We start from the raw sequence: 14144 nt of genomic DNA, 5'->3' as shown, positions 1-14144 counted from the left end.
TTATGATTTTAAAGTAATCAAACTATGAAGGAGGTAAAGGGATGCTCAGGATAGGAGGAGTGGAAGAGCTTAAAAGGAAGGTGGAGAGAGAGCTTCCTCTGGTTGTGAAAAGGGACGGGATTCTTGTTCCCTTTGACAGGTCAAGGATTCAGAGAGCTATGTTCAAAGCTTTTAAGGCTGTCGGCGAGTTTGTTGAGCAAAGCATACTTGATGAGCTTGTGGAAGATGTAGTTACAAAAGTTTTAAGCTTGGGTAAGCAGAGGGTGCATGTGGAGGAAATTCAGGACCTTGTGGAAGAAACTCTCATACTGCACGGTTTTGCCAAAACTGCAAAGGCTTACATACTGTACAGAAAGAGGAGGGAGGAACTCAGAGACATATCCAACGCCATAGTGGATGCGGAGAGGGTAGTTCAGGAGTATATACATAAGCAGGACTGGAGGGTGCAGGAAAACGCCAATGCAAGCTACTCTTTTTCCGGTCTTATGCTACATACTGCAGGCACAGTTATAGCTCATTACATGCTTACCCATGTGTATCCAGAGAAGATAGCAAAAGCTCACAGAGAGGGAGACTTTCACATACACGACCTTTCGCACGGTATAGTGGGCTACTGTGCGGGCTGGTCTCTGGAAGACCTTCTTCGTAAAGGCTTTAGAGGTGGCTACGGTAAGGTGACTGCAGGTCCCGCAAAGCACCTGTCTTCCCTTCTTGGTCAGATAGTGAACTTCTTAGGATGCACCCAGATGGAGTTTGCAGGCGCTCAGGCGCTTAATTCTGTGGACACCTATTTAGCTCCCTTTGTAAGGGTGGACAAACTCTCTTACGAGGAGGTAAAACAGCTCATCCAACAGCTGGTCTTTTCCCTGAATGTGCCATCAAGGTGGGGGTCTCAAGCACCTTTCATAAACTTCTCCTTTGACTGGACTGTGCCTGAGGACATGAAGGAAAGACCTGTCATAATAGGAGGCGTAGAGCGACCCGATATAGGCTACTACGGGGATTTCCAAAAGGAGATGGACATTATAAACAGAGCTTTCCTTGAGGTGATGATGGAAGGTGATTACATGGAAAGAATTTTCTCCTTTCCCATACCTACCTACAACATAACGCCCGACTTCGTATGGGAATCTCCGAACGCGAGGCTTCTCTGGAGGATAACTGCCAAGTACGGCATACCTTACTTCCAGAACTTCATATCCAGCTCGTTAAAGCCCGGGGATGTGAGGAGTATGTGTTGCAGGCTGCAGCTTGACCTTAGGGAACTCAGAAGCAGAATGGGGGGACTCTTTGGGAGTGCGGACAAAACGGGTAGCATAGGTGTGGTAACCATAAACCTTCCCAGAATAGCCTACTTATCAAAGGATGAGGAGGAGTTTCTCGCAAGGCTATCCCACCTTATGGAGCTTGCCAGAGAAAGCCTTGAGATAAAGAGGAAGGTCATTGAGAGAAATCTAAAGAAGGGTCTTATGCCCTATACCAGAGAATACCTGGACTCCTTTGACACTTTCTTTTCCACCATAGGTCTTATAGGTATGAACGAGGCATGCCTTAACCTGCTGGGTGTTTCCATAGCGGAGAAGGAGGGTAGGGATTTTGCAATAAAAGTCCTTAAGTTTATGAGAGAGAAGCTTGCGGACTTTCAGGAACAAACGGGACACCTTTATAACCTTGAAGCGACACCTGCAGAAGGCACCTCTTACAGGCTTGCAAAGATAGACAAGGCAAAATTTCCAGACATAATCACCGCAGGTGAAAAAGAGCCTTACTACACCAACTCCACACACCTTCCTGTGGGGCTTACAGATGACCCTTTTGAAGTGCTTGAGCATCAAAAGGACCTTCAGGTGCTTTACACGGGCGGGACAGTTATCCACTTCTTCCTTCAGGAATCTCCCAACGAGTTAGCTGTTGCCAACTTCGTTAAGAAAGTCCTTGAGTTATACCCCGTACCCTACATTACCATAACGCCTACCTTCTCCGTGTGTGAAGACCACGGCTACATCAGGGGAGAGCATTTTACATGTCCCGAGTGTGGAAAACCTGCAGAGGTTTACTCAAGAGTGGTAGGCTACTACAGACCTGTGCAGAGGTGGAACAGAGGAAAGCAGGAGGAGTTCAAGGACAGGCTTGAGTATGTTATTTAGAGAACTTTTCCAACTGCACAGGCTTTTCATGCCTGTGCTTTTCTTCCACCTCAGCCAGCTCAGCTATGGTAGTGTTATTAAGATAGTCCATTATAGTATCTCTCAGGCGCGTCCACTTTTCGTGTACCCTGCACGGCGACACCTGCCACTCTTCGCACCTTCCAGGTCTCAGGGCGCAGTAATCCAGCTTGTAGTCCTCATCCAAGTAGCGTATCACATCCATTATGGTAATCTGTTCGGGAGGTACTGCGAGGGCAAAACCACCTGTAGGACCTTTGTAAGACCTGAGCACCCTTTCCCTTGCCAGCTTGTGAAATATCTTGGACAGAAAAGGCTTAGGTATCTTCTGTGCTTCAGCTATCTCCTCCACCTTGACAAGCCTGTCCCTGTTGAGCGCCAAGTAAGCCAAAGCCAAGAGTGCATACTTTACTGTTTCTGAGTATATCATAATGTTATAATTATAGCATGGGAAATGAATTTGACAAGATTCTAAAAATCATACAGAAGGATATACCGTTAGTCAAGGAGCCCTTTTCTGTGCTTGCTCAGGAGGTTGGCATTGAGGAAGGTAAACTTCTAAAGACCATAGAAAAACTTGTAGAAGATGGTATAGTAAGGCACATAGCACCCATATACGACAGCAGACTGCTCGGTTATGATTCAGCTTTAATAGCCTTCAAGGTTGACAGACAGAAATTGGAGGAGGTAGCCAACTTTGTGAATGCCTGCCCGGGTGTCAGCCACAACTACGAGCGGACGCATGACTTTAATCTGTGGTTTACCTTAGCAGTCCCACCAGAGATTTCGGAGCTTGAAGATGTCGTAAGACTGATGGCTGAAAGGGAAAGAGTTAAGGACTACCTGGTTTTAAGAGTAGTAAGGCTCTTTAAGATAGGTGTGAAGCTTGATTACGAATCTCCCGCTGAAAAGGAAAGCGTTGATACAAAGGTTTACACTTATACTCCTCTTACAGAGGAAGAGAAAAGGATAGTGAGTATTACGCAGGGAAGCTTTCCTCTTGTGGAAAGACCCTTCCTTGAGTATGCCAAAAGGCTTCGCATGTCCGAGGAAGAGCTTTTAGAAAAGCTCAGCGCACTAAAAGAGAGGGGAGTACTAAGGAGAATTTCCGCGGTACTTTACCATAGAAGAGCGGGATATGTTGCCAATGCCATGAGTGTCTGGGAAGTTCCCGAAGATGCCATAGAAGAGGTAGGCAGATACATAGCAGGCTTTAAAGGTGTTTCCCACTGCTATCAGAGGACAACTTCCGAAAAGTTCAGGTACAATCTCTTTGCCATGATGCACGGGAAGGGGCAGGAGGAGATAAAGCTTCTTGCGGAAACTATAAGCAGGGAGAAGGCACTCAGTAAGTATGCTCTGCTTTTTAGCACAAGGGAGTTCAAAAAGGTCAGGATAAAGTACTTTTCTGAAGAGTTTGAGAGATGGTTTAAGGAGCTTATCTCAGCTTGAGGGTAGATACGGTGAGTATGCCAAGGAGCAAGGAGATTATCCACATTCTTACCACTATCTTAGGCTCAGGCATGCCCGAGAGTTCTAAGTGGTGATGGAAAGGAGCCATTCTGAAGAGTCTTTTTCCCCCCGTAAGCTTAAAGTAAGCCACTTGAAGGATCACACTTAGAGTTTCAAACACAAATATACCCCCAGCAATGGGAAGTAATAGCTCTGACTTGGATATGAGAGCAATAACTCCCAGCGTTGCGCCCAACGAGAGGGAACCCACATCACCCATAAAGAGCTGGGCAGGATAAGCATTAAACCACAGAAAGCCAAGACCAGCACCCACTATAGCAAAGCACAGCACCGTGAGGTCTCCAGCATAAGGAACATAAGGTATGTTGAGATACTTAGACAGGGTGTAATGTCCTACCACATAGGACACTGTACCAAGCGAAGCAGCTGCAGTCATAACGGGTCCTATAGCCAAACCGTCAAGCCCGTCCGTTAAGTTTACCGCATTGGAAGTAGCTATGATCACAAGCACAGCAAAGGGTATGTAAAAAATGCCAAGGTCTATCTGCAGGTCTTTAAAAAGGGGAAAGTATAGCTTGGTATTCACTTCAGTGAAAGTGTGTATGAGCATTACGGTGATAAAAGACACCAGCACCTGAGCGGTAAGCTTTACTCTGGCGGATATGCCCTTTTTATTTCTCAGCTTTACATAGTCATCTGCAAAGCCTATAAAGGCAAAACTTAATGTACAAAAGGTGATGATCCAAAAGTAGGCAAGGTCAAGTCTCATAAGAAGCAGGGAAGAAAGCAGAAGGGAGAGAACTATGACAAACCCACCCATACTGGGTATATATCTCTTAGTAAGATGTCCTTCTGGCGTGTACTCTCTTATGTATCCTTTAAAGAGTCTTTGAAGCGCTTTCATCTTCTTTACGAATATGGGAGTGATGATGAGGGTTATGAGAAAGGCAACAATAACAGCCGAAAGGGACCTGAAGGTAATGTACTTAAAAACATTGAAGGCAAAGAAGTGATCCTTAAGCCAGAGGGAAAGGTGGTAAAGCATCTTAGCACCTATTTTTGCTTAAAAGTCTATCTAAAATTATAGCAACTGCGTTCCTCACAGAGAGGTGATTCCAGTCGCCTGCACCGTATATGGGTTCAAGCACATAATCAAAGGTAGCCATAAGGTCCGGGGGAATGCCATAACCTGTTCCAAAAACTATTAAAAAGTCCCTGTCTCTATTTTCTATCTCTCTTCTTAAAAACTCGTAAGACACCGCGTTGGGGTAGTTTCTTGCATCAGTCCCCACTATCACAGGTCTTTTTCCTCTTATATTTGTGATATCCTCCACAACTTCTTCAAAGGTGTACATGAGCTTTACAAGCTGCACTATCTCGTTCCGCGTGGGATTTGTCCTTTTACCCTCTTCAGAAAGCCAGTAATCCAGCTGTTTTTTTATCACAAGGCGTTGACCATCAACCGGCTGAACTATGTAGTAGGTGTTTATCTCGTAGGCTCTTGATGGTCTTGCAATGTCGTGAAGGTCCATAGTCGTGAAAGATGTGACTATTATCTTACCGTGTCTGTCTAAAGCCGGATAGTGTAGAAGAGCTATAAAAACATTTTGGTTTATCATAAGTCTTTTATTATACTAAAGAGGCGTGGAAGGCCGCACCTTTATTATGATAATCATCATAAAAACGAAAACGCGTAAGTTTTTAAAATGATGGTTATGAGCGTAAGACATCAAGTTAGAGGTTATGTGGAGAAGCTTTTTGAAGGACTAAAGGAAAAGCTGCATGGAGGAGAGTATTTGGTTTTTAATGTTTACGCCAAGGAGGGAAATATTTTGGAGATGGTAGACGTAAGGGTTGATTTTTCCGACGGAGAAGCCATAAAGAAGTTTCTGGACAGAACTACCAGGGAGACATTGGAACAAGAGGTCAAGGGACTTAGACTTATAGCTATGGTGCTGGAAAAAGATGGAGATTATGTGTTTTCATCTCAAGAGGAGATCTCTGAAGAGCTGAAGGAAGAGATAAAAGAAATGATAGAGCAATTAAAGGAGGAATGATCAGCGTTATCCTGCTATCTGCGGGGGAAGGAAGGCGCTTTGGAAGAAAGAAGCAGTTTGTAGAGCTTGCAGGCAAGCCTATCTATCTTCATTCCCTTGAAAAGGTAATAGGCAGGTTTGAAGATATTCTGCTGGTGCTTCCAGAGGAAGACATAGAGAGAGTAAAGGTGCCTTCGGGCGTCCGGAAGGTGAAGGGAGGGAAAGAAAGGCAGGATTCGGTACTGGAAGGCCTGCTACATGCTAAAGGTGAGATAGTTGTGATTCATGACTGTGCAAGACCCCTTGCGGATGCTAAACTCTTTGAAAAAGTCTGTAAGCTAAATGATTATCACGGAAAGATCACCGCAGTACCTTCAAGAGACACCCTTAAAGAGGTGGCAGGTCATATGGTAATAAAAACCATAGACAGGAGCAATGTGTGGCTTTCCCAGACTCCACAGGCTTTTGTTAGAAAGGTGCTACTTGAGTGCCACTTTAAGGCAAGGAATGAAGGCTTTTATGCAACGGATGATGCTGCTCTTTTGGAAAGGTACGGCTTTAAGGTAGGAGTAGTGGAAGGCTCTTTCTGGAACATAAAGATCACTTATCCTGAAGACCTGTACGTGGCGGAGACCCTCTTAGAGAGGATGAAAAGAGGCACTAAGGAGATGATCTGACAGAGGACTGAGAACGTCATAAGATAAGCTAAGGATACTTGATAAAGATAGCCCAGGATGGCGCTTCCTATGAACCAAAAGAGACCGTAAAAGAAATGAAAAATACCAAAGGCTTTACCCCTTGCCTGAGGTGGGGTGAGTTTTGCTATGGCTGATCTCATGATGGACTCCTGAATGCCCATACCAAGACCCCACAAGGCTATGCCTATACACACGGCTGGAACACTTAATGAAAAGGCAAAGAGTGAAAAAGGCGAAGCGAGAAGCACTCCTAACATAAGAGCATAAAAACCTATCCTGTCAAATAGTACCCCAAAGAGTAAGGCAAAGATGGCATCCACCCCCATAGCTGCGGCATAAAGGAGAGGTACCCAGCCATCAGGCAGTAGGGCGCTTGTTTTGATGTGATAAGCCATAAGGGCAAAGTCTGCATAGCCCATTGCCACAAGGGAGGAGGCAAGTATATACAGAAAAAATGTAGATTTTAGCTGATCCCGCTCCTCCTCTGCGTCCTTCTTTACACTCTCTGTGTAGCTTATTCTAGTGTATATGAGTGTCAGAAGAGCCATGAAGGCAGGAACACCCAGAAGAGCAAAGGCAAGGCGGTAATTTCCAGTAAGGAACATAACAGCACTTACCAAAAGTGGACCCGATAAAGCACCTATCTGATCAAAAAACTCATGCACGCCAAAACCTAAACCGTGTCCCATCCTTTTGGTAGCAAAGGAAAGAAGAGCATCCCTTGATGGCGCTCTTACAGATTTTCCCATCCTTTCCAAAAGAAGTAGAAAACCTGCCCACTGCCAACTGGGAGCCAGAGCCAACAGCGGCACAGAAAATAGGTTTATAAGATAGCCCGTTATGGTAATACCCCAGTAAAGTCTCGTTCTGTCTGCCAAATAGCCAAAGACCAGTCTCAGAGCATACCCTACAAACTCACCCAAACCAGCAATAAAACTCACCGCAAAAGCCGAAGCCCCGAGCAGAGACATGTAAGGACCTACGATAGACCTGGCTCCTTCGTAAGTCAGGTCTGCAAGAAGGCTAACTATTCCAAAAAGGAGAACTATTCTGTAAGCTCTCTTTTTAAGTGTCTTTTCTTCCATAGGTCAAAACTTCCTTTATTTTATCAGGAATAGAGTATAGCTTTGAGTTTTTGAGAAGGCAGTGCTTGGTATAAGCTGTAGCTCTAAGCTCTCTCTGGACAACCACCCTGTAATCAAAGGAGAAGGTAAACCTATCCATGTGTGTGAGAGAGACTTCTATGTGCACCTCCTCATCATAAACAAGGGGTTTTTTATACTTGCAGAAGGCTTCCAAAAGTACAACTTCGTAGCCCTCCTTTCTGAGCTGAGAATAAGCAAGTCCTACACTGCGAAGAAGATCCCCCCTTGCCTCCTCAAAGTATTTAAAATAGTTAGAGTGGTGTACGATGCCCTGAGCATCCGTTTCATAAAACTGTACCCTCCTTACATATGTGTGCTTCATCTGCCTTCCCTCATCAACTCTTCTATGCTCCTTCTGGTCTCTTCTACTATCTGCTCGTAGGACCTGCCTTCTGGATGTATGGGCTTTCCAAAAATAACCTTTATCTTCTTAGGCTTTGGGAATCTGTCTCTAAGAGACATGGAGTCATAGGTTCCCACCAGAGCAACAGGCAAGACAGGAACATTTAGCTCCTTGCTTAGCACTGCAAAGCCCTTTTTAAAGGGTAAGAGTTTGCCATCGCGAGTTCTTGCACCTTCGGGGAATATAACTACAGCCTTTCCAAGCCTCAAAGCCCATGCAGTTTTCTGGAGAGACTCTTTGAGCTTTTTGTCCAAATTCACTGTGATAACATGTGCCAATCTTCCAAAAGTGGATGTAATAGGATTTCTAAAGTAAGCCTCTTCTCCCAAAAAGTAAGTGTTTTGAGCCATGCTATGGGGCAGAGATGCAGCCAGTACAAAACCATCAAGATAGCTGGCATGATTGGATGCCAAAATGAAGGGGGGATTGGGAAGATACTCCGAGTTTTTCACCTCCAGCCTGTTATAAAACTTGAAAAAGAGAAGCAAAAGCAAGCGTCCCAATCCAAAGACAAGAGGGTAGTGCTCCAGCCTGTAAGGTGGTGCGGACCTGAGGATTGTTCCCCAATCCACTTGAGCTATTTCAATTTTTTCCTTTTTTTCCGAGATGAGACTTACAAGCTCATGGATTAGGCTATGACTTAAAAGCTCCTCCTCATCAATCTTCACACCGAAAGCGCTCTCTATGAAGCTTATGAGCTCAACCTTTGCGAGAGAATCAAGACCTAAGTCTATCTCAATGTGGTCCGAAGGGCTTACCTTCCTGCCAGATAGCCTAAACAGGTAATCAGAAAGCACTTCCCACTCTTTTGTGCTTGGCATTTGCAGTTTTTCCTCTTTGACCTTTTCTTCTTCAGAGTATAGTCTGGGAAGCAGGAACCTTCTTATCTTTCCCAGCCTTGTTTTGGGAAGCTCCCTGCTGGTGAGTTTAAAGCCTGTTATTCTCTTCCACTCGGGAAGCTCCCTGTTTACTCTGTCTAGGACAGTCCACTTTATATACTCCCTTACATTGAGAATACCCATCTTTTTTGCCTTCTCCATGTCAGGAAGTATAAGAGCGTGCAAAAAGCCATCCACTTCCAGAACACCCACCTCTTTTATAAGGTCGCTTTTGCTGAGTATAAGGTTTTCTATCTCCTCTGGGTTTATATTTTTCCCACCTGCCAGAACTATGACCTCCTTCTTCCTGCCCGTGATGTAAAGATAACCGTCTTCGTCCATGTATCCTAGGTCCCCTGTGAGAAGCCAGCCATCTTTGAAGGCTTTTTCTGTCTCCTGAGGCTTTTTGAAGTAGCCTTGCATCACATTCACACCACGCACCATAATCTCACCATCCTGCGCTATCTTTACATACACTTCCTCTATAGGTACTCCAACAGAACCAAGCTTTACTCTGTGAGGAGGATTAAAAGAGACTATGGGTGAGGTTTCGGTAAGTCCATAGCCTTCTATGACGGTAAAGCCGAGTCTATCAAAAAAGCAAGCTGTATCTATAGGTAGCTTGGCACCTCCGCTTACCAAAAATCTTATGTGTCCGCCCAAGCTCTGATGAACCTTCCAAAACAGCCACTTCCTTAAAGCCTTTGGTAGATAAGCAGAAAGTTTAAAAAGTATTGACGCTAAAGGGTTCGTGCTTATTCTCTCTTGCACTTTCTTTTGCATAAGCTGGTAAAGCCTTGGGACTCCCACCAAGATGGTTACTTTATAATCCTTTAAAGCCTTTATAAGCTCCTCTGAGCTGAGCTTTTCCAAAAAAACCACCGTTGCACCTATATAAAGAGGCACCAGCAAGGTTACCATAAGGGGGTAAGAGTGATGAAAGGGTAGCAAGGCAAGAGTTATATCTCTTTCAGTGGCTATCTGGAGTTTTTCTATTGCTTTTATGTTAGAGAGAAGGTTTTTAAAGCTTAGCATCACACCTTTTGGCTCTCCTGTGGTTCCAGAGGTATAGAGAATAAGAGCTGTATCGTGAAGACTTAGCTGAAAAAAGTGTTCAAGCTTTTTCTCGGGCAGAGCTATGCTGTCAAATTCAAAAAGCTGGGGAAATTTATCTGAGTTCTCAAGGGCTTTAAGCAGGTGGGCACGGGTGCTTTGCGAGAAGAAAATGGCAGAGGGTTCTGTCTCTTTTAAGATGTATTCAATTTCTTGAGGTGATGACATAAAGTCTATGGGAACTGCTATAGCTCCTCTTTGCCACACAGCAAATAAGGCATAGACCCACTCGGGGCGGTTTTCTGAAATTATGGCAACCTTATCTCCTGGCGCTACATCCAAAAGGTAAGCGAAGGATTTTATATTTTCTATCAGCTCTCTGTAGGTGATGCTTTTAGCTTTGTGTATTAGGGCAGTTTTACCCCTTTCCCTCAGCCTTGGGACCACCGTACCTTTCTTCAGGTCAACTTCCATCAAAAGTAAGTTAAGCCTTAAATTGGCAGTTCTCCTCGTTGATGGTAGAGTAAAGGGGTTTTACTTTTCCTTCCGGTGTGCTGTCTTCAAAGTCTCTGGGGACACCTAGCTCCTCTATGCAGTGTACAAGGTCGTGATAGAATTCTGCAACTTTTACCAATCCCGTTATCTTACCCACCTCGTTAAAAGCTCTTATTTTGTCAGTGGCTTTTCCTTTGCCCCTTTCCACTATGGCACCTGCATGCCCGAAGGAAACCCCCTCCAAGCTCTCTTGGAATCTTCCTGCTACAAAGGCCGCAACAGGCTTGTTCCATCTGCCTTCCTTCCAGAGTCTGAGTATGGTCTCGGCAGCTTGCTCTTCGTATGATCCTCCCACCTCACCCTGTATGATAACGCCCTTCACATTAGGATCATCCGCTAAATTCTCTATGGCATCTGCAAATGTGGTACAAGATATGACATCCCCTCCAAGTGCTAAAGCCATATAAACACCCCAACCCCTCCTTTTGAACATCTCTGCTGTTGTGGTGGTAAGTCCGCCCGATTTGGAAAGTATCACCAGCCCTCCATCAGCGTAAGCCACCGATGGGTCTTTTCCACCTATGGCACCTATCCTGGCAGGTATCTTCGGTATTATACATCCCAACGAGGTAGGACCTACTATGATGGTGCCTCTCTCCTTTGCATAGTGGTAAAAGTAAACCGTGTCCCTTATGGGTACATGTTCCGTTATTATAAATATGACGCCAATGCCGGCATCTATAAGCTCTATAACTGCGTCTTTTACAGATGCAGGTGGCACATAAACTATTCCCGTATTTATCTCTGGATGCCTCTCTTGTGCCTCTCTTACCGTATTGTAAACTGGGACACCGGCAACTTCTGACCCTCCTTTACCGGGTGTCACTCCTGCTACCACAAAGCCGGGGTAAAGTGCCTCTGACTCTGCCACCACTTGGGATGCTTCCCTTCCTGTTATCCCCATAACTATGATTCTTGTGCTGTCGTTGAGGTATGGCGTTCCTATCTTCCACCTTCTTTCCATGCTTACCTCCGTAGATATTATACCTTATCTCCATGCGATAAAATCAAGAGGATTTATAGGCCTGTTGTTTTTTATCACCTCGTAATGAAGGTGTGGTCCCGTACTTCTTCCCGTAGACCCAACCCTTCCTACAATGTCCCCTGCTTTGATCTTCTGACCTTCCTTTACATCAATCTGCGAGAGGTGTCCGTATAAAGTAATGTATCCCGATGGATGTCTTATTATGACGGCTTTTCCATAATCAAAGTATCTGCCTGCAAACTCCACCACACCGTCCGCTGTTGCCTTTACCTTGCTACCTATAGGTGCTTCTATATCAATACCCGAGTGAAACTCATAACCTCTTCCAAAGGGGTTTTTCCTCCAGCCCATATGGGAGGTGATCCTGCCAAAGATAGGATAGCCTAGAGGGGTAGCTTTGACCTTTGAAAGAAGATATTCTGCTCTATCTTCAAGAAACTCAAGGTAAGAAACATCTCGGTAAGAAACATCTTTGTAGCTTGCACCTCCCACCGCTAAGGTCTTTCCTATCACCCCCCTCTTGGACAGATATTCTTCCACTGTAGCCATTTTAGTTTCAATAGCTCTCAGTTTTTCTTTCATAACTTCCTTCTCCTGATTGAGCCGTTCCTTTTGGGTAAGGACCATTTTCTTTTCTTCAAAAAGCTTTTTTGCCTCTGCTTTGAGCTTTTGCCTTTCGGAAAGAAGGTGCCAGCTTGTGGCGTAAGATAAAAGCGACAGAAAACAGAAGCTCACAGCAGATGCAACAAAGGCTTTCAGGTGGCTCTTGCGTATCTTCAGCGTTTTGGGAGGCTTTCCTTCATGATGAGCTATTATTATGGTGATGTACTCCCTCATAATTTCACCTCCTTGGGAGTTTCAAACATTGTAAACTGGAAAAGGATCATATTGCAAGTTTCGTGCAGTGAAAGATATTTATAAAACCATTTGTTAAGGAGGTTTGGGCATGTTGAGAGCTGAGTGGATAGAAAGACGGAAGCATCTGAAAAATAAATCTCAGATGTACCTTGCCAGAGAAGGTATCATAACAGAGGAAATGAGGTATGTGGCAAAGAGAGAGGGCTTGCATCCCGAGTTTGTGCGTCAGGAAGTGGCACGAGGAAGGATGATCATACCCGCCAACATCAACCACCTTCACTTAGAACCCATGTGCATAGGTATAAACTCAAGGGTAAAAGTTAATGCCAACATAGGCAACTCGGGCTTAGCTTCTGACATACCCACCGAGATAGAAAAGGTGAGGGTAGCCATTAAGTACGGTGCGGATACCATAATGGACCTCTCCACGGGTGATGCCATAAAGGAAACCAGAGAAGCTGTTATAAAGGAAAGCACCGTTCCCGTTGGCACCGTTCCCATATACGAGGCTCTAAAGAGAGCAAAGGGGCAGGTTAAAAACATGACGGTGGACCTTATCCTTGATGTCATTGAAGAACAAGCGCAGCAAGGGGTTTCTTACATGACCATACACGCAGGTGTTTTGAGAGAGTTCCTGCCTATGGTTCAGCACAGGGTTATGGGTATAGTATCAAGAGGTGGAGCCATAATGGCTCAGTGGATGGTAGAACACGGAAAGCAAAACCCTCTATATGAACACTTTGACCAGATATGCGAGATATTCAAAAAGTACGATGTCTCCTTCTCTCTGGGAGATGGACTAAGACCCGGAGCCATAGCGGATGCCTCTGATGATGCTCAGCTTTCAGAGCTTAAAGTTTTGGGAGAACTAACGGAAAGAGCCTGGAGACATGGTGTGCAGGTGATGGTGGAAGGTCCGGGGCATGTACCTATGGATCAGATAGAGTTCAATATAAAGCTGCAGCAAAAGATATGCCACGAGGCACCGTTTTATGTGCTGGGACCGTTGGTTATTGATGTGGCACCCGGATACGACCATATAGCTTCTGCTATAGGTGCGGCTATGGCTGGTTGGTATGGTGCGGCAATGCTTTGCTATGTGACACCTAAGGAGCATCTTGGTCTTCCTAACATAGAAGATGTGAAGCAGGGAGTGATAGCTTACAAGATTGCCGCTCACGCTGCAGATGTTGCCAAGAATTGGCCCGGTGCGAAAGACTGGGATCTTGAGATGTCAAAGGCTCGCTTTGCCTTTGATTGGAACAGACAGTTTGAGCTTGCCATAGATCCAGAGACGGCAAGAGCTTACCACGACGAGACGCTACCTCAGGAAGGATACAAAACTGCCAAGTTCTGCTCCATGTGCGGACCCGAGTTTTGTGCTTACAGGATATCTCAAAATGTGTCTGAGAAGATGGAAGAGGTGATCCTTCAGGACAACTGGCCCTCACCTTAAAATATAATATCCTTATTAGGAGAGGTGGCCGAGTGGTCTAAGGCGCAGCACTGGAAATGCTGTGTACGGTTAATCGCCGTACCGCGGGTTCGAATCCCGCCCTCTCCGCATCAATCAGTTTCTAATTCTATAATTTCTGGTGGCTCCTTCTCTATAACTAACTGACAGGTGAGCCTTCTGTTTTCATCATATTCACCTATTCTCCAGAGGGTCTCCTCTTCCGCTTCAGAAGGTTCTGCAAGGTACTCCAAGCCCTTCTTTACAGTGCATACACATACACCGCACTGTCCGTCTGTACAACCAAATTCAACACCTGCCTTTTCTATCTCATGGTGAAGCTCACCAAACCTAACTCCTACAGGGATCTCAATGATCTTCTTGTTTATTTTTACCTTTGCCATAGGTTTTTATTCTACACTAAAGTAAGTATATCGCACTG

The 14144-nt window shown here is 45.0% G+C and carries 14 protein-coding genes and 1 tRNA gene; 6 read left to right on the top strand and 9 right to left on the bottom strand.

The window, feature by feature from the left end; translation table 11 throughout:
* Positions 1-41 precede the first annotated feature (41 nt).
* Positions 42-2147, top strand: coding sequence for a ribonucleoside triphosphate reductase (locus tag HTH_RS01060; protein ID WP_012962861.1), 2106 nt, complete (start codon positions 42-44; stop codon positions 2145-2147).
* On the opposite strand, the gene HTH_RS01055 is transcribed toward HTH_RS01060, so the two are convergent.
* Positions 2140-2595, bottom strand: coding sequence for an RrF2 family transcriptional regulator (locus HTH_RS01055; RefSeq protein ID WP_012962860.1), 456 nt, complete (start codon positions 2593-2595; stop codon positions 2140-2142). The two genes, HTH_RS01060 and HTH_RS01055, sit on opposite strands and share 8 nt — an antisense overlap.
* Before the next feature lie 17 nt (positions 2596-2612).
* On the opposite strand from HTH_RS01055, the gene HTH_RS01050 reads away from it, so the two are divergent.
* Entirely contained in the window at positions 2613-3617 is a 1005-nt protein-coding gene (locus tag HTH_RS01050; RefSeq protein WP_012962859.1) for a siroheme decarboxylase subunit alpha, read from the top strand.
* Here the strand turns inward: HTH_RS01050 and mraY are convergent.
* The gene (gene mraY / locus HTH_RS01045) at positions 3604-4683 is read right to left on the bottom strand and encodes a phospho-N-acetylmuramoyl-pentapeptide-transferase (RefSeq protein WP_012962858.1); all 1080 of its coding nucleotides are present in this window, start codon (positions 4681-4683) and stop codon (positions 3604-3606) included. The genes HTH_RS01050 and mraY overlap by 14 nt on opposite strands.
* 1 nt (position 4684) lies before the next feature.
* Entirely contained in the window at positions 4685-5257 is a 573-nt protein-coding gene (locus tag HTH_RS01040; protein WP_012962857.1) for an RNA methyltransferase, read from the bottom strand.
* Positions 5258-5353: 96 nt separating this feature from the next.
* Here HTH_RS01040 and HTH_RS01035 point away from each other — a divergent pair, with 96 nt between their 5' ends.
* Both HTH_RS01035 and ispD read left to right on the top strand, forming a co-directional pair.
* Entirely contained in the window at positions 5354-5695 is a 342-nt protein-coding gene (locus tag HTH_RS01035) for a hypothetical protein (RefSeq protein ID WP_012962856.1), read from the top strand.
* On the top strand, positions 5692-6351 hold the full coding sequence (gene ispD / locus HTH_RS01030; RefSeq protein WP_012962855.1) for a 2-C-methyl-D-erythritol 4-phosphate cytidylyltransferase: 660 nt from the start codon (positions 5692-5694) through the stop codon (positions 6349-6351). The genes HTH_RS01035 and ispD overlap by 4 nt, the downstream gene beginning before the upstream one ends.
* Here the strand turns inward: ispD and HTH_RS01025 are convergent.
* From HTH_RS01025 to HTH_RS01005, 5 genes are read right to left on the bottom strand one after another with little or no spacing between them, the layout of a single operon-like run.
* Positions 6279-7457, bottom strand: a complete 1179-nt coding sequence (locus HTH_RS01025; RefSeq protein ID WP_012962854.1) for an MFS transporter — start codon at positions 7455-7457, stop codon at positions 6279-6281. The genes ispD and HTH_RS01025 overlap by 73 nt on opposite strands.
* Positions 7438-7839, bottom strand: a complete 402-nt coding sequence (locus tag HTH_RS01020; protein ID WP_012962853.1) for an acyl-CoA thioesterase — start codon at positions 7837-7839, stop codon at positions 7438-7440. The genes HTH_RS01025 and HTH_RS01020 overlap by 20 nt, the downstream gene beginning before the upstream one ends.
* On the bottom strand, positions 7836-10325 hold the full coding sequence (locus HTH_RS01015) for an AMP-binding protein (RefSeq protein WP_012962852.1): 2490 nt from the start codon (positions 10323-10325) through the stop codon (positions 7836-7838). The genes HTH_RS01020 and HTH_RS01015 overlap by 4 nt, the downstream gene beginning before the upstream one ends.
* Positions 10326-10335: 10 nt before the next feature.
* On the bottom strand, positions 10336-11370 hold the full coding sequence (locus HTH_RS01010; RefSeq protein WP_012962851.1) for a succinate--CoA ligase subunit alpha: 1035 nt from the start codon (positions 11368-11370) through the stop codon (positions 10336-10338).
* A 24-nt stretch (positions 11371-11394) separates the two neighbouring features.
* Entirely contained in the window at positions 11395-12228 is an 834-nt protein-coding gene (locus HTH_RS01005) for a M23 family metallopeptidase (RefSeq protein ID WP_012962850.1), read from the bottom strand.
* A 109-nt stretch (positions 12229-12337) separates the two neighbouring features.
* Here HTH_RS01005 and thiC point away from each other — a divergent pair, with 109 nt between their 5' ends.
* Together thiC and HTH_RS00995 are read left to right on the top strand one after the other, a co-directional pair.
* On the top strand, positions 12338-13705 hold the full coding sequence (thiC, locus tag HTH_RS01000; protein ID WP_012962849.1) for a phosphomethylpyrimidine synthase ThiC: 1368 nt from the start codon (positions 12338-12340) through the stop codon (positions 13703-13705).
* 18 nt (positions 13706-13723) lie between these two features.
* A tRNA-Ser gene (locus tag HTH_RS00995) sits at positions 13724-13813 on the top strand.
* Positions 13814-13815: 2 nt separating this feature from the next.
* On the opposite strand, the gene HTH_RS00990 is transcribed toward HTH_RS00995, so the two are convergent.
* Positions 13816-14106: a 2Fe-2S iron-sulfur cluster-binding protein gene (locus HTH_RS00990; protein WP_012962848.1), complete on the bottom strand. Its 291-nt coding sequence runs from the start codon at positions 14104-14106 to the stop codon at positions 13816-13818.
* Positions 14107-14144 lie beyond the last annotated feature (38 nt).

The sequence above is a fragment of the Hydrogenobacter thermophilus TK-6 genome, assembly GCF_000010785.1.
Lineage (GTDB): Bacteria > Aquificota > Aquificia > Aquificales > Aquificaceae > Hydrogenobacter > Hydrogenobacter thermophilus.
Note: the sequence above shows the minus strand (reverse complement) of the source record. Positions and strands in the feature narration are given on the sequence as shown.

Coding starts and splice junctions, on each gene's coding strand:
- ispD (WP_012962855.1), top strand. CDS start 5,692: ATGATCAGCGTTATCCTGCTATCTGCGGGGGAAGGAAGGCGCTTTGGA.
- HTH_RS01010 (WP_012962851.1), bottom strand. CDS start 11,370: ATGGAAAGAAGGTGGAAGATAGGAACGCCATACCTCAACGACAGCACA.
- HTH_RS01020 (WP_012962853.1), bottom strand. CDS start 7,839: ATGAAGCACACATATGTAAGGAGGGTACAGTTTTATGAAACGGATGCT.
- HTH_RS01005 (WP_012962850.1), bottom strand. CDS start 12,228: ATGAGGGAGTACATCACCATAATAATAGCTCATCATGAAGGAAAGCCT.
- HTH_RS01015 (WP_012962852.1), bottom strand. CDS start 10,325: ATGGAAGTTGACCTGAAGAAAGGTACGGTGGTCCCAAGGCTGAGGGAA.
- HTH_RS00990 (WP_012962848.1), bottom strand. CDS start 14,106: ATGGCAAAGGTAAAAATAAACAAGAAGATCATTGAGATCCCTGTAGGA.
- HTH_RS01040 (WP_012962857.1), bottom strand. CDS start 5,257: ATGATAAACCAAAATGTTTTTATAGCTCTTCTACACTATCCGGCTTTA.
- HTH_RS01050 (WP_012962859.1), top strand. CDS start 2,613: ATGGGAAATGAATTTGACAAGATTCTAAAAATCATACAGAAGGATATA.
- HTH_RS01060 (WP_012962861.1), top strand. CDS start 42: ATGCTCAGGATAGGAGGAGTGGAAGAGCTTAAAAGGAAGGTGGAGAGA.
- HTH_RS01025 (WP_012962854.1), bottom strand. CDS start 7,457: ATGGAAGAAAAGACACTTAAAAAGAGAGCTTACAGAATAGTTCTCCTT.
- HTH_RS01055 (WP_012962860.1), bottom strand. CDS start 2,595: ATGATATACTCAGAAACAGTAAAGTATGCACTCTTGGCTTTGGCTTAC.
- HTH_RS01035 (WP_012962856.1), top strand. CDS start 5,354: ATGAGCGTAAGACATCAAGTTAGAGGTTATGTGGAGAAGCTTTTTGAA.
- mraY (WP_012962858.1), bottom strand. CDS start 4,683: ATGCTTTACCACCTTTCCCTCTGGCTTAAGGATCACTTCTTTGCCTTC.
- thiC (WP_012962849.1), top strand. CDS start 12,338: ATGTTGAGAGCTGAGTGGATAGAAAGACGGAAGCATCTGAAAAATAAA.